Source organism: Streptococcus sp. SS4, from assembly GCF_030440125.1.
Lineage (GTDB): Bacteria > Bacillota > Bacilli > Lactobacillales > Streptococcaceae > Streptococcus.
In genome coordinates this window covers 143,334-162,108 of sequence record NZ_JAQFJM010000006.1, presented here as the reverse complement: position 1 = coordinate 162,108, position 18,775 = coordinate 143,334, and the positions used below count along the sequence as shown (strand labels likewise).

The following is an 18,775-nucleotide window of genomic DNA, read 5'->3' as shown; positions in this document are numbered from 1 at the left end:
ATGAAAGATAGTTGATAGCTTTATCACTATCTTTTTTCATAGTCTCAAAAAATTTGCAAGGACTTTCAGAAAATCATTAAGTTTGCGCTTTCAAAATTACGCAATCGATTGCGTAAAATGGCTTAACAAAGGCTATGATTAGGATTTTAGGGTTTATGAGAGAGAGGGTGACTTGTCATTTTGCACTGACATGTTACAATATTTAAGGAAATGTCATATGGGGATATGGTGTTTTTTGAAGTTAGTTATAGTGTATGTGTTAAGATACGATTTTCTGGACACATTTAGGCTTCGCGTATACAAGTCTAAGAAGTCTTCTTTCGAGCGAAAAATCCAGGCTGGGAAACCTGGATTTTTCTTTGTCTTTTTAGTTTATTGGTCACCTTTCTCAGCTTGAGATTTGGCTTGTTTGATACCAGCATTGACCAAGCCCTGCATGATAGCCCCAAAAAGGATAGCTTCAAAAATGCCTGATAGCATATTATGGATTGAGAATAATTCTGTCAAATAGTCTTTATTGTCAACTAAGAAGTGAACTAGGGGCATGCCTAAGAACATGCTAATCCCAAAGTATAAACCTGACTTAAGCCCCACGTGCTTAAGTTGTTTTTTCTCTTTCTCAGTCAGTTCTTCCTCGTCAAAAGCATTAACAGCACTTATCTTTAACTTATAAGTAAGGATGCTGCTAACTAACAGAATGATAATCAAGAGGAGGATAGGATAAATACGGGCCACAAGTTCAGGGTACTTAAAGCCTATAAGAAAGGCAATACAATTACCACAAAGTAAGGTAAAGAAAAGAACTACGAAAGCTATGCTACCCATTCGATCAACCCGTTGGCGCTTTTGTTCATCTAAAGGACCTGTGATACCATAAAAACGTTTAATGAGTTTGTCAGTGAAAGTTTCTTTAATCATGATTTACCTCTTTCTATCTTATATCTCTATTCGGATTTTCATCTCAAAAGAGACTGTTAAGATCTGTGTTTAGTGCCTTAGCTAGATTTAGACAGAGCTCCAGTGTTGGGTTATATTTGTTATTTTCGATCATATTAATGGTCTGTCGGGAAACGCCAATAGACTTTGCGAGTTCTAATTGCGAAAGCCCCATATTTTTTCTAAATTCCCTGACCTGATTCATAATGGGCCTCCTTCTGAAAGACAAGCTAATGTGTTGCTGTAAGTCGCAGTTAAATATGTCAACTTTATCTGACATAATTGTAGCAAGTTCCTATGGATATGTCAATTATCTTAGACATAATTTTAATTTGGTATTAACTAAAGGATTCTTTGTCAGCTCTTGAAAGCTTTTTGCTTTTTTGGTAAAATAAATGGTAATTGAATAGAAGTCGTAGAGACTAGTAACCTTATGGAAATTGACAGGGATTGGGGGCCATGGACTGGAAGCCTCCTCAAGGGAAGTTTGGTGAATTCACTCATGAAGACGACTGACGAATCAAGGTCTGGGTAACCAGATAAAAAACGGATGGTACCGCGTGTCAACGCTCCGGGTTGGAGTTTTGGCATGTGGTTTTTTGTTTGCGATTCGAAATTGTTACATCAGAAAGGAATCTCATGGATTTACAAACACAATTGCAAGAGTTGAAAACATCAACGCAGGCTAAATTGGCTGAAATGCGTGGTGAGCACTCTAAAGAATTACAAGAATTGCGTGTTGCAGTTTTGGGTAAAAAGGGCTCTTTAACGGACCTTTTGAAGGGACTTAAGGACCTTCCTAATGAAGAACGCCCTAAAGTTGGTAAAATGGTCAACGAAGTTCGTGACGTTTTGACTGAAGCTTTTGACGAAGCCGCAAAAATTGTCGAAGCCGCAAAAATTCAAGCACAACTTGACTCTGAAAGTCTTGACGTAACTCTTCCAGGACGCCAAGTCAAACTTGGTAACCGTCATATTCTTAGCCAAACAGCTGAGGAAATCGAAGACATTTTCTTGGGGATGGGCTTCCAAATCGTTGATGGTTTTGAAGTTGAAACAGATTACTATAACTTTGAGCGTATGAACTTGCCTAAGGACCATCCAGCGCGTGACATGCAAGATACTTTCTATATTACGGAAGAAATTTTACTTCGTACTCACACAAGTCCTGTTCAAGCTCGTACACTTGATAAACACGATTTTTCTAAGGGTCCTCTTAAGATGATCTCACCAGGACGTGTTTTCCGTCGTGATACCGATGATGCGACTCACAGCCACCAGTTCCACCAAATCGAAGGTTTGGTCGTTGGTAAAAACATCTCAATGGGTGATCTTAAGGGAACGCTTGAGATGATTATTCAAAAAATGTTTGGTGCAGAACGTCAAATCCGTTTGCGTCCTTCTTACTTCCCATTCACTGAACCTTCCGTTGAGGTTGACGTGTCATGCTTCAAGTGTGGAGGTAAAGGATGTAACGTATGTAAAAAGACAGGTTGGATTGAGATCCTTGGTGCTGGTATGGTTCACCCACAAGTGCTTGAGATGTCAGGTGTTGATTCTGAAGAATATTCAGGTTTCGCCTTTGGTCTTGGTCAAGAACGTATTGCCATGCTTCGCTATGGTATCAACGACATCCGTGGTTTCTATCAAGGGGATGTTCGTTTCTCAGAACAGTTTAAATAAGGTTTAGGAGATTGTCATGTCAGTAGTTATTCGTAAGGTTCTTCCGGAAGAAGTAGCAGAATTAAAAGTTATCTCCGAAGATACCTTTAGAGAGACTTTTGCTCATGATAATACCGAGGCCCAGTTGCAAGGTTACTTCGACACCGCACTTTCTGAAGAAGTTCTTTTAGATGAAATCACTCATGAAGAATCGCGCTACTTTTTCATTCTCGTTGATGGTGAAAGGGCTGGTTTTCTAAAAACTAATGTCGGATCTGCTCAAACAGAGCAACACCTAGACAATGCCTTTGAAATTCAGCGTATTTATATCAGTCAGGCCTTCCAAGGCATGGGCTTGGGTAAGCAACTCTTTGAATTTGCATTGCAGGAAGCCCGTGATCTAGGTTGTGATTGGGCCTGGTTGGGTGTTTGGGAAAGAAATTTCAAAGCACAGATTTTTTATGATAAATATGGCTTTGAAAAATTTGCAGAACACAATTTTCCGGTCGGTGATGGTAAAGTGGATTGCGATTGGTTACTAAAATTGAAATTATAAACCTATTATTAAGTTGATAGAGAGGAGTTTATAGGGCGATTAAACGTGTCAGTTCGTCTTCCTCTTATATTAGCTATACATATTCCTAAATTACAGAAAGGATTTGAACCCGCCCTAAGCTCTGGGCGAAAAAGATAAAGTCACCTAGGTGCTGATGCACCAACGTTGCCTTTTCTATTTTTGCTGAGAGCTATTAACGGGCTTGGTATCATAATTATGCTAGTTAGTTATAAATGGTTAAAAGAGTTGGTTGATGTGGATGTTACCACTGCTGAACTCGCTGAAAAAATGTCGACGACAGGTATTGAAGTGGAAGGTGTTGAAACACCTGCTGAGGGCTTGTCAAAATTGGTTGTTGGTCATGTCTTGTCATGTGAAGATGTGCCTGACACACACTTGCACTTGTGTCAAGTAGATACAGGAGATGCTGAAGGTCCACGTCAAATTGTTTGTGGTGCTCCAAATGTCACTGCTGGAATCAAGGTAATTGTTGCCATTCCTGGTGCCCGCATTGCGGACAACTACAAAATCAAAAAAGGTAAGATTCGCGGCATGGAATCACTCGGGATGATCTGTTCTTTGGCAGAGCTTGGACTTCCAGATAGCATTATTCCTAAGGAATTTGCGGATGGTATCCAAATTTTGCCAGAAGATGCCGTTCCTGGAGATAGCATTTTCTCATATCTCGACCTTGATGATGAAATCATCGAATTGTCAATCACACCTAACCGTGCTGATGCTCTTTCTATGCGTGGTGTGGCCCATGAAGTCGCTGCAATCTATGGTAAATCTGTTCACTTCCCAGAAAAAACAGTCACAGAAGACAGCAAGCCAGCTTCTGATAAGATTTCAGTAGCTATCGAAAGCGATAAAGTGGCTACTTATGCTAGCCGTGTGGTTGAGAATGTTACTGTTCAACCAAGTCCACAATGGTTACAAAATCTTCTTATGAATGCTGGTATCCGTCCAATCAACAACGTGGTTGACGTGACAAACTATGTTCTTCTTTACTTTGGACAACCAATGCACGCCTTCGATTTGGATAAATTTGAAGATTCACGTATCGTTGCTCGTGATGCCCGTGATGGGGAAAAATTAGTCACTCTCGATGGTGAAGAACGTGAATTGACTGCTGAAGATATTGTTATTACAGTTGCTGACAAACCAGTTGCCCTCGCAGGTGTTATGGGTGGCGCTTCAACTGAAATTGACAACAATTCTAAAAATGTCGTTCTCGAAGCTGCTGTTTTTGATGGTAAATCAGTTCGTAAGACAAGTAGCCGTCTCAACCTTCGTTCAGAATCATCATCACGTTTTGAAAAAGGTATCAATAACGATACTGTCCTTGAGGCACTTGATTTTGCTGCAGCCATGTTGCAAGAATTGGCAAATGGAACGGTGCTTGCAGGCCGTGTTCAAGCGGGATCTGTTGACATAGAGCCAGTTCAAGTTTCTACAAGCCTTGACTACGTGAATGTTCGCCTTGGTACAGAATTGACTTTTGCGGATATTGAAGATGTGTTTGCGAAACTTGGTTTTGGATTGACTGGTGATGCTGATAAATTCACAGTATCTGTACCACGTCGTCGTTGGGATATCAGCATCCAAGCAGACTTGGTTGAAGAAATTGCACGTATCTACGGTTATGAAAAATTGCCTACGACACTTCCAGAGGCAGCAGGAACAGCTGGTGAGTTGACTGAAACACAAGCGCTTCGTCGTAAGGTTCGTACCATTGCTGAAGGTGCTGGATTGACGGAAATCATCTCATATGCTTTGACTACACCTGAAAAAGCCGTTGAATTTGCTGCGACACCAAGTAATTTGACTGAGTTGATGTGGCCAATGACTGTTGACCGTTCAGCTCTCCGTCAGAATATGGTTTCTGGCATGCTTGATACTGTTGCTTACAATGTTAACCGTAAGAATAGTAACGTTGCTATTTACGAAATCGGTAAGGTCTTTGAACAAAAGGGTAATCCAAAAGAGGAATTGCCAAATGAAATCAATACCTTTGCCTTCGCTATTTCTGGTCTTGTAGCTGAAAAAGATTTCCAAACCAAAGCAACGCCAGTTGATTTCTTCTATGCCAAAGGTATTGTTGAAGCACTCTTTGATAAACTTGAAGTTTCAGTTGACTATGTACCAACAAAAGACCTAGCAAGCATGCACCCAGGTCGTACAGCTGCTATTGTGCTTGATGGTCAAACGATTGGATTTCTTGGTCAAGTTCACCCACAAACTGCTAAAAACTATGGCATTCCTGAGACTTATGTGGCTGAAATTAACCTTAGTGCTGTAGAAGCTGCCTTGCAACCAGCTCAACCATTTGTTGAAATCACAAAATTCCCTGCAGTATCACGTGATATCGCCCTTCTTCTCAAGGCAGAAATCACTCATCAAGAAGTTCTTGATGCTATCTACTCTGCAGGAGTGAAACGTTTGGTTGCCGTTAAACTCTTCGACGTTTACGCAGGTGAAAAACTTGGTGCTGGGATGAAATCAATGGCTTATAGCCTTACTTTCCAAAATCCAAATGACAACCTCACAGATGAAGAAGTTGCTAAATACATGGAAAAAATTACTAAAGCTCTCACTGAAAAGGTTGAAGCAGAAGTACGTTAATCATTAGAAAATCCATCTGAGAAGATGGATTTTTAAGTGATTAGACGATATTACATAAAGGAGATAATTTGTTTTTAGAGTTCTTTGACGGGGTATGGGGACATTACACTTTTGAATCTGATAAAGTCAATGTACTTATTGATGGCTTACCCAGTTTTGCCTATCCCTTGGGGCAATTAACATTTTTAGTGTTAGTCTATAGGTTACTCGTTCATCAGTATGTTAAGAAGTTTTTAATCATGTCACCTCAAGATATCTGGGCTTGGCAGAAGGAAAAGTTTTGTCAAAGTAAATTATCTTTCATTGTCATCCCAATAGTTTATCTGTTTATTTTCGGAATGACCTATGTTTTGGTTGAGGATGTTTTAGCTACCGTCACTATTTACAAGGATTATGGAGGACCTATAGCTAAAACCATTGATGGCAAAGTTGAACAAATAGATATTAGTCATGTTGGGTCTAAAACGAGTAGTGCTAGGATTAATGCTCACTTTGAAAGTTCTGACGGGCAGACTTATGACATTCACCTGATAAACGGTGATAAAAGAATCGCTAATTATATGCGGCACCATGAGTCAGATTCCTATACTGCAACGCTTTCCTTTGATAAACATGGCAAACCAGTTTACATTTCTAAATTCTGGGAATAAGCAGTCTGGATAGCTCTTTCAGGGATTTGCACTTGACAAATATGTAAATTCTCTGCATAATAAAAGAAAAAGCCATGAAAAGAGGGTAGCCATGCAAATTATTAAACGTAATGGTCAAGTTGCTGAATTTGATCCTGATAAAATTTACCAAGCCATCTTAAAAGCAGCACAGACTGTGTATGTTCTTGATGATACTTGGCGCCAAAACCTTGCTCAAGTGACGAAAAAAGTAGTGCTTGATCTTCAAGATGCTCAGGTGGAACGCCCAACCATTAATATGATTCAGTCATTGGTTGAAAATCGTCTCATGGAAGCAGGCTTTATCAATATTGCTGAGCATTATATTTCATACCGTTTGCAACGAGATTTGGAGCGTAACGGTTATGGTGACAAAGTAATTGTACACCTACGCTTTGAGCAGACTAAATAAACAAAAGCCATCGCTTGATGGCTTTTGTTGTGTCTAATTCTCACTTTGTCTTTTTTAAAATTTTTATGAAGGATTCCAGTTCCTGTCCATGACCTATCTGCAGATAAGTTTCAGAAGTTGGTCTAATAAAGGATGATTCTAAAAAGCGAATCTGTTTGTGGGCTTTGAATTTTTCAAGTGAAAACTTTTTAGGAAGTTGCCAGGTCACATGTCTAGGGGAAATCTGATAAGGAATGCTAACCTTAGATTTGTCAATGATTGCTTGACTTTTAGCCATGTTTTGTTGAAAAAGGTCACCAAGTTTCTTAATGTTTTTTTGAAACATGCCATTTTCGAGATAAACGGAAAGGGCTTTTTGCATGATGAGATTAGTATCATAGTCAATAAGTCCTTTGTGGCTCAAAAAGGTAGACTTAAGATTAGGAGGTAAGACAAGGCTACCTAGGCGCAAACCTGGAAAAAGGGTCATGGAGAAGGATTTGATATAGATGGTCTGATTTTGAGTATCATAGTAGTGAATAGGGAGATTTTTACTATCACTAAAGTCTCCCATATAGTCATCCTCGACGATATAAACATTATACTGATTGGCAAGTTGGGCTAGCTTTTCTTTTTCGCTAGCATTATAGCTTAATCCTAGAGGATTGGAGTAACGACTGATAGTATAGAAGAACTTAATCTGTCCAGATTTAAAGTACTCTTCCAAGCGGTCAAAATCCAAACCATCAAAACCACGGTTAATCGTCTCGTAAGCTAGATTTTGACGGTTAACAAGCTGGTTCATGCGATGATAGGTAGGTTGTTCTAAAAGAATTTTGTGGCCCCCATTACCAAAATCCATCTGTGAAAGGATATAGAGAGCCTGTTGACTTCCTGAGGTTATGACAATCTGATCTGAATTGACATAAATATCGTCAGCAATTAATCGACTCTTTAAGGCTTCAAGCAAATCTTTGAGTCCAGCTTGTTCATGATAATAGTTGAAGAGGTAGTCCTGATGACCTGCCAAACTTTCATCCAAACAAAGTTTAAAATCCTCGTAGGCTAATTGATTGTAATCGTTAAGGTTAAGAAGGACCTTATTATCGACTTCATTGCGTCCTTCGAGAACATAATAGCCACTTTTGGGTACGGCGTAAATATAGTTTTGATATTTGAGTTCCAAGAGTGCTCTTTGAGCTGTATCCTTACTACAGGCATAAGTCTGGCTAAGTTGACGAATAGAGGGGAGCTTACTCCCTTTTTTTAAAGTACCATTTTGGATATCTTTTATAATGGTCTCGACAATATCTTGATAAATACTCATAACTGACCCCTTACAGATTTTTCCTTATTTTACCTTACTTCCCTTCTCAGAGCAATAGGCCCAGAGAAATTTGACAAGATTATTAGATTTTGACATAATAAGAAGGTTGTAAGGTAAAACTAAATTCCCCTTCCAAATAAGTTTAAGGAGATTATAAGAATGACTTTTAAGAAAATCTTAGGACTTCTCGCTCTTGCATGCTTGACTATTATCGGTTTGTCAGCTTGTACACCCGAGAAAGAGCCTACTTGGACCTACGATAAAAACAAAATGCTATTTACAGGACAAGATGCTAGTGTACAAGTTCTTTCTGCAACTAAAATCGAATCACCAGAAGGTCAAAAAGCTGTACGCGTTTACTATAAACTTAGCAACTCAAGTAAAGAAACCATGAATGCTTACACTCTTTTGATGAAGGTAGTCCTTGATGTGAAACAAGAGAAGGAAGAAGTGAAGGTGGCAACAATGGTCTTTTCTAAAGATGATGACCGAGATAAGATTGCAAATAAAACCCAGATTGCTCCTAAGGAAGTTAAAGAAATCGTTGTTGACTATGCCGTTGCGGATTTTGATCATGATCTTAACATTGATTTCTCTGATTATGGTACTGAGGCAAACGCGACAGCCAAGCTTTCACTACAAAATCTTGAAAAGGCACCTGTCAAATATTTTGATAAAAAAGCTCAATAAGTTTGATCACCACACGTTCGTGTGGTTTTTTTATTGCTCAAAATCTGTACCCATACAGTAATAAAAATACTATCTTGTTTAATCGTCAGAATTTTCATAAACTTATACTATATTTATTGACTAAGGAGTTTTAGGTATGTCAGCAAAACGTTTAACCATTTCTGCATTTTTCATGGCACTTGTCATTATTTTGAGTTCGAGTCTCTTATCTATCCCTGTGCCAGGTGGTCATTTCTATTTTAACGGGATTGTTATTTTCCTAGTTGGTTTAATTTTCCCACCTACAGAAGCAGTTATTATTGCGGGAGTAGGTTCCTTTATTGGAGATTTTCTTTTTTACCCTCTTCCTATGTGGGTAACTCTAGTAACACACAGCCTTCAGGTTCTTGCTATTGCACTCATTGTTGGAGGGCGTTTAGGAGAATTGAGCAAATCTAGGGCATCTTTAGGTCTCTTGCTTGGGGCTATTATTGATCTAGTAGGTTATGGCTTAGGAAGAGCCTTTATCTATGGTACGCCAGCTTATGCTATTATGAAGATTCCATTTGACCTTGTAGCTGCTATTCTTGGTTTAGGAGTGGCCTATTACATTTATTTCCACACAAGCTTTGTTAAACAGTTTAAAAAGACTTGGGAAGGGAAATAGATGACCAAAGTAATTGTTGCCAATGACCTCGTTGGTCTAGGTAAGGTTGCTATGACTAGTAGCCTCCCTATCATGTCAGCCTGTCAAACTGAAGTCCTTCCCTTGCCAACGGTTCTTTTATCTTCGCATACAGGGGACTTTAATAATATTTATGTACGGGACCTTACAGATGACCTAAAAGGGTTTTGTAAGCAGTGGGAGCACTTGGATTTTAAAGTAGATGGCCTTGTGAGTGGTTATTTTAAGTCAGAAGAAGAACTAAAACTTGTAGGTCAATTAGCTCGCGATAAAGAGATACCTCTATTTGTTGATCCTATTATGGCTGACAATGGCCGTCTCTATCAAGGTTTTGATAGACACTATGTAGAAGCCATGAAAGATTTCTGTCAACAAGCAGATGTCATCATTCCCAATCTGACAGAAGCTGCCTTGTTGACGGATACTCCATATCTTGAAACAGGTTCCTATGATAAAGTCACTGTTGAAAAGCTTTTGAGAGATTTGACCAAGCTTGGCCCTCGGAAAGTTATTGTGACAGGTATCTCTTTTGAGACAGAAAAAATGGGTTTGGCTTATTTTGATAAAGAGACCAATGAAACGGTTTTTCGCATGCAAAAACGTTATGGGAATCATTTTTATGGAAGTGGCGATTTACTAACGGCAATCTTATCAGCTGGTTACTTTTATAACCTAGATTTACTAAAGGTTTGTGATTTGGCCTTGGATGTCATGGATAGAGTTCTTTCATCAACACTGTCCGATGGTCGTCCTTTAAAATACGGCCTATGCTATGAGCCTCATATTGGTTTATTATTTAGTGGTTTTAATGCCCTATTGGAGGAGAAAAATGAAAAGTGATAAAACACGTGAATTAGTTATCCTAAGTTTGTATGCAGCTTTAATTATTGTGAGCGTACAGTTTATTCGTATTCCTTTTGGACCTCAATTTGTCCATTTGGGAAATGCCCTAGTTGTGATTGCAGTTTTGATTTTTGGAGCCAGAAAAGGTGCGCTAGTCGCAACAGTAGGGTTAGGGCTATTTGATATTATCAATGGTTATGCTGCCGAGGTCTGGATTACTATTTTAGAATCCTTGATTGTCTGTCTGGTGCTCTATCTTGTTTTTGAAAAGCTACTAAAATCAAATGACAAAATGGTAAATATCATAATCATTGGAGTTATAGCTGCAGTAACCAAAATTATTTTGAATTTTATTAAGTATACGATTATTAATAGTATCGTTGCGGCTCTACCAGTAAATGCTGCCATGGTATTGGCACTTACTAAAATAGGAGGGACCTTTGGAACATCAGTAGTGACTATTATTGCAGTTCCTCTCCTATATCCTGTCTTTAAACGTATTTTACAGAGAAACTAAAGAGTTAGCAGGTTGATCCTGCTTTTTCTTTTTAATTTTCCAGAAGCATAGGTGCAAATTTTCACTAAAAAATGGTAAAATAGTAGAGTTAATGTCAAGAAAGGAAAGGGCTGAAGACTGTTTTAGCCCAGATATGCTATGTCTATTTTAGAAGTCAAAAATCTTAGTCACGGATTTGGTGACCGTGCTATTTTTGAAAATGTCTCATTCCGTTTGCTCAAAGGTGAGCATATCGGTCTTGTCGGTGCTAACGGTGAAGGGAAATCAACCTTCATGTCTATCGTTACTGGAAAATTGCAGCCAGATGAAGGTAAGGTAGAGTGGTCTAAGTACGTTACAGCGGGTTACTTGGATCAGCATGCTGTTCTTGAAAAGGGGATGACCGTTCGTGATGTCCTTCGTACGGCTTTTGATGAGCTCTTTAAAACTGAAGAACGCATCAACGAGATTTACATGTCTATGGCTGACGAAGGAGCCGACGTTGATGCTCTGATGGAAGAAGTAGGTGAGCTTCAGGATCGTTTGGAAACGCGTGATTTCTATACACTAGATGCTAAGATTGATGAGGTTGCCCGTGCACTAGGTGTCATGGATTTTGGTATGGATACAGATGTAACGGACCTTTCAGGTGGTCAACGTACCAAGATTCTCTTGGCTAAGTTATTGCTTGAAAAACCAGATATCTTGCTTCTTGATGAGCCAACTAACTATTTGGATGCTGAACACATTGCCTGGCTCAAACGCTATCTTCAAGAATATGAAAATGCCTTTGTCCTCATTTCGCACGATATTCCGTTCCTAAACGATGTGATTAACATTGTCTACCATGTTGAAAATCAAGATCTGGTTCGCTATGCAGGTGATTATGACAATTTCCAATCTGTCTATGCAATGAAGAAAGCTCAATTGGAAGCAGCCTATGAACGTCAGCAAAAGGAAATTGCAGACCTTCAAGATTTTGTTAACCGTAACAAGGCGCGTGTTGCTACTCGAAATATGGCCATGTCGCGTCAGAAAAAATTGGATAAGATGGAAATTATCGAGTTGCAGGCAGAGAAGCCAAAACCAGAATTCCATTTCAAGGAAAGTCGTACACCTGGACGCTTTATTTTCCAAACCAAAGATCTCGTTATTGGTTACGACCGTCCGTTGACCAAGGCTCCATTGAATCTTACATTCGAACGTAATCAAAAGGTAGCTATTGTCGGTGCCAATGGTATCGGTAAGACCACTTTGCTTAAGAGCCTGCTTGGTATTATTCAACCACTCGAAGGAGAAGTTGAAACAGGTGATTTTATTGACCTAGGTTATTTTGAACAAGAAGCAGAAGGCTCACGTCAGACGCCTCTTGAAGCGGTTTGGGACGCTTTCCCAGCTCTAAATCAAGCTGAGGTTCGTGCAGCTCTAGCCAAATGCGGATTAACCTCTAAGCATATTGAAAGTCAAATTCAGGTGCTTTCAGGTGGAGAACAGGCTAAGGTTCGTTTCTGTCTCCTTATGAATCGTGAAAATAATGTCCTTGTTCTGGACGAACCGACCAACCACTTGGATGTTGACGCTAAGGATGAATTGAAGCGTGCCCTTCAGGCCTTTAAAGGTAGTGTTCTCATGGTATGTCACGAACCCGAATTTTATGAAGGTTGGACAGATGTTTGGGATTTTAATGAGTTAGTATAGTGATAAAAGAGTGTTGGCATTCTCTAAAGAGAGAGTTGCTCACTCTTTTTTTATGTTAAAGAGACGAGTAGACTTACTAAGACTTGATAAGATGGAGATGGTGTAGAGGAAGGTCGTCATCATCATAAAGTGTTTTTCTACAGATTTCGTCGTGACCTATTTGGGTTTTGAGCATACAAATTTAATTTGTTCAAAAAGTAACAAAGTCTGAGCATAAAAGGTGTAACCGTTTTCCGATTATGGTAGAATAAATTAGTAAACTATTATCAAAAGAAAGTTGGATAAACTTATGTCAAAAATCGTAGTTGTTGGTGCTAACCACGCTGGTACTTTTAGTATTAATACTATTCTCGATAATTACGGAGACCAAAATGAAGTAGTTGTTTTCGACCAAAACTCTAACATTTCATTCTTGGGTTGTGGTATGGCCCTTTGGATCGGTAATCAAATCTCAGGTTCTGATGGTCTTTTCTATGCCAACAAAGAAGGACTTGAAAGCAAGGGCGCTAAAGTTTATATGAACTCACCAGTTGAGTCTATTGACTTTGATGGTAAAACTGTTACAGCCCTCGTAGATGGTAAAGAGCATGTTGAATCATATGACAAATTGATTTTGGCTACAGGTTCTCAACCAATCTTGCCTCCAATTGAAGGTGCCGAAATTAAAGAAGGTAGCCGTACTTTCGAAGCTACGCTTGAAAACCTTCAATTCGTTAAACTTTTCCAAAACGCTCAAGAAGTTATTGATAAGTTGAACGACAAATCTCAAGATATCAAACGTGTAGCGGTTGTAGGTGCTGGTTACATTGGTGTTGAATTGGCTGAAGCTTTCCAACGTCATGGAAAAGAAGTTATCCTTATTGACGTTGTTGATACATGTTTGGCAGGTTATTACGACCATGACTTGACTGACCTTATGGCTAAAAATATGGAAAGCCACGGTATCAAATTGGCATTTGGTGAAACTGTTAAAGCAGTAGAAGGTGAAACTAAGGTAGAACGCATCGTTACAGATAAAAATGCTTACGATGTCGATATGGTTGTTCTTGCTGTTGGTTTCCGTCCTAACACAGTTCTCGGTGCTAGTAAGTTGGAAACATTCCGTAATGGCGCTTACCTTGTTAATAAGAAACAAGAAACATCAATCGAAGATGTTTATGCAGTTGGTGACTGTGCTACTGTTTATGACAATGCCCTTGATGATGTGAACTACATTGCCTTGGCTTCAAACGCTGTTCGTTCAGGTATTGTCGGTGGTCATAATGCCGGTGGTGGAGATGTTGAATCAAACGGTGTTCAAGGATCAAATGGTATCTCAATCTATGGTTTGAACATGGTATCAACTGGTTTGACAGAAGAAAAAGCAAAACGCTTTGGTTTCAATCCAGCAGTAGTATCTTCAACAGATCTTCAAAAAGCTGCCTTTATGGAAGATGAAAATGCAGACGTTACAATCAAAATCGTCTATGACAAAGATACACGCAAAGTTCTTGGTGCTCAAATGGTATCACGCATGGACATCTCTATGGGAATCCACATGTTCTCATTGGCTATCCAAGAAGGTGTAACTATTGACCGTCTTCAATTGCTTGATTTGTTCTTCTTGCCACACTTTAACCAACCGCTTAGCTATATTGCTAAAGCAGCTATCTCAGCTAAATAATCTTAAACAGCTAATTCTACTGAATTAGCTGTTTTTTCTTTTTTTAATACGAAAAAAGCCTCCTACTGGAGACTTTTATTTAACTAATGTTAGATTAGTTTTTTGAAGCTTCTTGGAAATCAGGGTTTTTCCATGCTTCATCAATGATAGCTTGCAATTCGTCAGCAGAAGCTTTCATTTTTTGTTGTTCAGCATCGTTCAATGGGATGTTAACTGGACGTACGATACCGTGTGCACCTACGATAGCAGGTTGACCGATAAAAACGTTGCTTACACCATATTGACCTTCTTGGAATACAGACAATGGAAGTACTGCATTTTCATCGTCAAGAATAGCTTTAGTGATACGAGCAAGGGCAACGGCGATACCATAGTAAGTAGCACCTTTTTTGTTGATGATTGTGTAAGCGGCATCACGAACACCTTCGAACAATTCAACTAATTCAGATTCTTGAACGTTTTGAGTGTCTTTAAGGAATTCTTCAAGGTTTACACCGGCGATGTTAGCGTGTGACCAAACGGCAAATTCTGAGTCACCGTGTTCACCCATGATGTAGGCGTGAACTGAACGAGCATCAACGTCAAGTTTTTCAGCAAGTGCTTGACGGAAACGAGCTGAGTCAAGTGAAGTACCTGAACCGATAACGCGTTCTTTAGGGAATCCTGAGAATTTCCATGTTGAGTAAGTCAATACGTCAACTGGGTTAGCTGCTACAAGGAAGATTCCTTTGAAGCCTGATTCAACAACTTGAGTAACGATAGATTTGTTGATAGCAAGGTTTTTACCAACAAGATCAAGACGAGTTTCACCTGGTTTTTGTGGAGCACCAGCAGTGATAACTACAAGGTCAGCATCCGCACAGTCTTCGTATTTAGCTGCGTAGATTTTTTTAGGTGAAGTGAAAGCAAGCGCGTGGCTAAGGTCAAGCGCATCACCAACAGCTTTTTCGAACAATTGTGGAATTTCGATAATACCAAGTTCTTGAGCGATACCTTGGTTTACAAGTGCGAAAGCGTAAGATGAACCTACGGCACCGTCACCAACGAGGATGACTTTTTTGTGTTGTTTAGTTGCAGTCATGGGTCTAAACATCTCCTTATTTTTTAATTGGGTTACCCCATACATTGCTTATTCTACCACTTTAAGTGATGGATGTCACGAAATAATAAGGAAATAATAGATGAAAGCGTTTACACAACTGAAAATTAAAGCGGTTTATGGTATAATATTATAGAAATTTTCTATACTCTTTTATTAGAGTTTTGAATGATTTGAATGAAAGAAAAGAGGCATTTTTAGAGTGCAAGATAATAATTTAATTGACGTTAATTTGACGTCTGAGATGAAGACGAGCTTTATCGATTATGCCATGAGTGTTATCGTGTCTCGTGCTCTCCCAGATGTTCGAGACGGTTTAAAACCTGTACAACGTCGTATTCTATATGGAATGAATGAGCTTGGGGTGACACCTGATAAGCCACATAAAAAATCTGCCCGTATTACCGGGGATGTCATGGGTAAATATCACCCACACGGAGACTCATCTATCTATGAAGCCATGGTTCGTATGGCGCAATGGTGGAGCTACCGTTACATGTTGGTTGACGGTCACGGGAACTTTGGTTCTATGGATGGTGATGGGGCTGCCGCTCAGCGTTATACTGAGGCGCGTATGTCTAAAATCGCCTTGGAAATGCTTCGTGATCTCAATAAGAATACCGTTGATTTTCAAGATAACTACGATGGATCGGAACGTGAGCCAATCGTTCTTCCGTCACGTATTCCAAACCTTCTTGTCAATGGTGCGACAGGGATTGCCGTTGGTATGGCGACTAACATCCCACCACACAATTTGGCTGAAACAATTGATGCTGTCAAATTGATGATGGATAATCCTGAAGTCACAACACGTGAACTTATGGAAGTTCTTCCTGGACCAGACTTTCCAACTGGTGGCTTGGTCATGGGGAAATCTGGTATTCACCGTGCTTATGAAACTGGTAAGGGCTCTATTGTCCTTCGTTCGCGTACTGAAATTGAAACAACTAAATCAGGTCGTGAGCGCATCGTAGTCACTGAGTTTCCTTATATGGTCAATAAGACTAAGGTCCATGAACACATTGTTCGTTTGGCCCAGGAAAAACGTATCGAGGGGATTACAGCAGTTCGTGACGAGTCTTCTCGTGAGGGGGTACGTTTTGTCATCGAAGTGCGTCGTGATGCATCTGCCAACGTAATCTTGAACAATTTGTTCAAATTAACCCAACTTCAGACAAACTTTAGTTTCAATATGTTGGCCATTGAAAAGGGTGTTCCAAAAATCCTTTCCTTGCGTCAAATTTTGGCTGACTACATTGCTCACCAACAAGAGGTTGTGGTACGTCGTACACAGTTTGATAAGGATAAGGCTGAAGCACGTGCCCATATTTTAGAAGGCTTGCTGATTGCGCTTGATCATTTGGATGAAGTGATTACGATTATTCGTAACAGTCAAACTGATGCAGAGGCTCAAGCCGAGTTGATGGCTCGCTTTGAACTTACTGAACGTCAAAGCCAAGCCATTCTTGATATGCGTTTGCGTCGTTTGACAGGTTTGGAACGTGATAAGATTCAAAATGAGTACAATGATCTCCTTGCCTTGATTGCTGATTTAGCTGATATTTTGGCAAAACCAGAGCGTGTCATTGCTATCATCAAGGAAGAGTTGGATGAAAGTAAGCGTAAATTCGCAGACGCCCGTCGTACAGAGCTGATGGTCGGCGAAGTTGTCTCACTTGAAGATGAAGACCTAATCGAAGAAGAAGATGTTGTTATCACTCTTTCTAACAAGGGATATATCAAACGCTTGGCTCAAGACGAATTCCGTTCTCAGAAACGTGGAGGTCGTGGAGTTCAAGGGACAGGTGTTAACGATGATGACTTTGTTCGTGATATTGTCTCAACAAGCACTCATGATCATCTTTACTTCATGACTAATAAGGGGCGTGTATACCGTCTTAAGGGGTATGAAATCCCAGAATACGGTCGCACAGCCAAAGGTTTACCTATCGTTAATCTCTTGAAGTTGGACGAAGGTGAGACCATTCAAACAGTCATTAATGCCAAGAGTGAAGAAGCTTCTGAAAATAATCACCTAGTCTTTGTAACTCGTCAAGGTTTGGTTAAACGAACTAAGGAAGCCGAGTTCAAAAACATTCGCCAAAATGGTTTGATTGCCTTAAAACTTAGAGAAGGTGACGAGCTAATCAACGTCTTCTTGACTACTGGTAATGAAGAAATTGTCATTGGTACTAAATTTGGTTACAGTGTTCGCTTCAAAGAGGACACTATTCGAAGCATGAGTCGTATGGCTGCTGGTGTTAAAGGGGTAACTCTTCGTGATGGTGACCAAGTTGTTGGTGCAGCTGCCATTACAGAAAACCAAGAAGTCTTGATTATCACTGAAAAAGGTTACGGTAAGCGTACCTCAGCTACTGAATACCCAACGAAGGGTCGTGGTGGTAAAGGTATCAAGACTGCCAATATCACAGAGAAGAATGGTAACCTAGCAGGTATTGTAACAGTGTCTGGTGATGAGGATATCATGGTCATCACCGATACAGGTGTTATCATACGTACTGCCGTTGCTAATATTTCACAAACTGGTCGTGCCACTCAAGGGGTTAAGGTCATGCGTTTGGATGACTCTGCTCGTATTGTAACCTTTGCTTTAGTTGAGCCAGAAGAAGTTGAACAAGCTTCCGAAAATCAAGAAAGTGGTGACAACTAATGAGCAAAGATAAGAAAAATAACGTAACAAAAAAACGTCGTAAGTGGCTTGATATTCTTCGCTGGGTGTTGATTGTTGTTCTCTTGGTTGTTGGTTTAGCCTTGATTTTCAATAAGTCTATTCGAAACACAGTGATTGCTTGGAATACAAATAAGTATCAAGTGAGCAAGGTTTCTAAAAAAACTATTGAGAAAAACAAGGAAGCTAAGACTAGCTTTGACTTTGATACCGTTAAATCAATTAGTACAGAGTCTGTCTTGCAGGCACAGATGGATGCTCAAGAGCTTCCTGTCGTTGGTGGTATTGCTATTCCAGAGGTAGGTATCAATCTCCCTATTTTCAAAGGACTTGGCAATACAGAGTTGACTTACGGTGCAGGAACGATGAAAGAAGATCAAGTCATGGGTGGTGAAAACAACTACTCATTGGCTAGTCACCATATTTTCGGTATCGCTGGGGCTTCTGACATGCTCTTCTCACCATTAGATAGGGCTAAAGAAGGCATGAAGATCTACCTTACGGATAAAAATAAGGTCTACACCTATGTTATCAGTGAGGTAAAAATTGTCCAACCAACTGAAGTAGCAGTGATTGATGATACTCCTGGCAAGTCTGAAGTTACCCTTGTAACTTGTACGGATGCCGAAGCAACTCAGCGTACAATCGTCAAAGGTGAATTGAAATCACAGGTAGATTTTGACAAGGCAAGTTCAGATATTATTGAAGCGTTTAATAAGTCATACAATCAATTTCAAAATTAAGAAAGGGCCTTCGGGCCTTTTTCAA

At 39.7% G+C, this 18,775-nt stretch carries 17 protein-coding genes; 13 read left to right on the top strand and 4 right to left on the bottom strand.

Annotated features, from left to right (window positions below; genetic code table 11):
* Positions 1-372: 372 nt before the first annotated feature.
* The gene (locus PCY16_RS06775; protein WP_183135759.1) at positions 373-918 is read right to left on the bottom strand and encodes a DUF3278 domain-containing protein; all 546 of its coding nucleotides are present in this window, start codon (positions 916-918) and stop codon (positions 373-375) included.
* A gap of 43 nt (positions 919-961) precedes the next feature.
* On the bottom strand, positions 962-1,141 hold the full coding sequence (locus tag PCY16_RS06770; RefSeq protein WP_183135758.1) for a helix-turn-helix transcriptional regulator: 180 nt from the start codon (positions 1,139-1,141) through the stop codon (positions 962-964).
* A 434-nt stretch (positions 1,142-1,575) separates the two neighbouring features.
* Between PCY16_RS06770 and pheS the strand changes: the two genes are divergently transcribed.
* The 5 genes from pheS (at position 1,576) to PCY16_RS06745 (ending at position 6,859) form a co-directional block, all read left to right on the top strand.
* On the top strand, positions 1,576-2,619 hold the full coding sequence (gene pheS, locus PCY16_RS06765; RefSeq protein WP_014633009.1) for a phenylalanine--tRNA ligase subunit alpha: 1,044 nt from the start codon (positions 1,576-1,578) through the stop codon (positions 2,617-2,619).
* 16 nt (positions 2,620-2,635) lie between these two features.
* On the top strand, positions 2,636-3,154 hold the full coding sequence (locus PCY16_RS06760; protein ID WP_175063739.1) for an N-acetyltransferase: 519 nt from the start codon (positions 2,636-2,638) through the stop codon (positions 3,152-3,154).
* Between the two features lie 216 nt (positions 3,155-3,370).
* Complete coding sequence (pheT, locus tag PCY16_RS06755; RefSeq protein ID WP_195413578.1) at positions 3,371-5,779, top strand: phenylalanine--tRNA ligase subunit beta; 2,409 nt, start codon at positions 3,371-3,373, stop codon at positions 5,777-5,779.
* Between the two features lie 68 nt (positions 5,780-5,847).
* On the top strand, positions 5,848-6,429 hold the full coding sequence (locus PCY16_RS06750; protein WP_070577319.1) for a hypothetical protein: 582 nt from the start codon (positions 5,848-5,850) through the stop codon (positions 6,427-6,429).
* A 91-nt stretch (positions 6,430-6,520) separates the two neighbouring features.
* Positions 6,521-6,859 (top strand): ATP cone domain-containing protein, encoded by a 339-nt coding sequence (locus tag PCY16_RS06745; protein WP_002891184.1) that lies wholly within the window; start codon positions 6,521-6,523, stop codon positions 6,857-6,859.
* Between the two features lie 40 nt (positions 6,860-6,899).
* On the opposite strand, the gene PCY16_RS06740 is transcribed toward PCY16_RS06745, so the two are convergent.
* Positions 6,900-8,165 carry a PLP-dependent aminotransferase family protein gene (locus PCY16_RS06740; protein ID WP_195413577.1) on the bottom strand — a complete coding sequence of 422 codons (1,266 nt, stop codon included), beginning with the start codon at positions 8,163-8,165 and terminating at the stop codon, positions 6,900-6,902.
* Between the two features lie 159 nt (positions 8,166-8,324).
* On the opposite strand from PCY16_RS06740, the gene PCY16_RS06735 reads away from it, so the two are divergent.
* The 6 genes from PCY16_RS06735 (at position 8,325) to nox (ending at position 14,219) form a co-directional block, all read left to right on the top strand.
* Entirely contained in the window at positions 8,325-8,855 is a 531-nt protein-coding gene (locus tag PCY16_RS06735) for a DUF5067 domain-containing protein (RefSeq protein ID WP_073689807.1), read from the top strand.
* Positions 8,856-8,991: 136 nt separating this feature from the next.
* Positions 8,992-9,501, top strand: coding sequence for an ECF transporter S component (locus PCY16_RS06730; RefSeq protein ID WP_048675476.1), 510 nt, complete (start codon positions 8,992-8,994; stop codon positions 9,499-9,501).
* Entirely contained in the window at positions 9,502-10,359 is an 858-nt protein-coding gene (locus PCY16_RS06725) for a pyridoxamine kinase (RefSeq protein ID WP_195413576.1), read from the top strand.
* Positions 10,349-10,879, top strand: coding sequence for an ECF transporter S component (locus PCY16_RS06720; protein WP_195413575.1), 531 nt, complete (start codon positions 10,349-10,351; stop codon positions 10,877-10,879). Before PCY16_RS06725 ends, PCY16_RS06720 begins: the two co-directional genes overlap by 11 nt.
* Before the next feature lie 138 nt (positions 10,880-11,017).
* Positions 11,018-12,556 (top strand): ABC-F family ATP-binding cassette domain-containing protein, encoded by a 1,539-nt coding sequence (locus PCY16_RS06715; RefSeq protein WP_003096870.1) that lies wholly within the window; start codon positions 11,018-11,020, stop codon positions 12,554-12,556.
* Positions 12,557-12,845: 289 nt separating this feature from the next.
* Positions 12,846-14,219: a H2O-forming NADH oxidase gene (gene nox, locus PCY16_RS06710; protein WP_060972332.1), complete on the top strand. Its 1,374-nt coding sequence runs from the start codon at positions 12,846-12,848 to the stop codon at positions 14,217-14,219.
* Between the two features lie 94 nt (positions 14,220-14,313).
* Here the strand turns inward: nox and PCY16_RS06705 are convergent, their stop codons facing one another.
* Positions 14,314-15,300 (bottom strand): L-lactate dehydrogenase, encoded by a 987-nt coding sequence (locus tag PCY16_RS06705; RefSeq protein WP_022496720.1) that lies wholly within the window; start codon positions 15,298-15,300, stop codon positions 14,314-14,316.
* Between the two features lie 220 nt (positions 15,301-15,520).
* On the opposite strand from PCY16_RS06705, the gene gyrA reads away from it, so the two are divergent.
* Together gyrA and PCY16_RS06695 are read left to right on the top strand one after the other, a co-directional pair.
* A complete protein-coding gene (gene gyrA / locus PCY16_RS06700) occupies positions 15,521-17,989 on the top strand; it encodes a DNA gyrase subunit A (RefSeq protein ID WP_195413574.1) in 2,469 nt (822 codons plus the stop codon).
* On the top strand, positions 17,989-18,750 hold the full coding sequence (locus tag PCY16_RS06695) for a class A sortase (protein ID WP_060971335.1): 762 nt from the start codon (positions 17,989-17,991) through the stop codon (positions 18,748-18,750). The genes gyrA and PCY16_RS06695 overlap by 1 nt, the downstream gene beginning before the upstream one ends.
* Positions 18,751-18,775 lie beyond the last annotated feature (25 nt).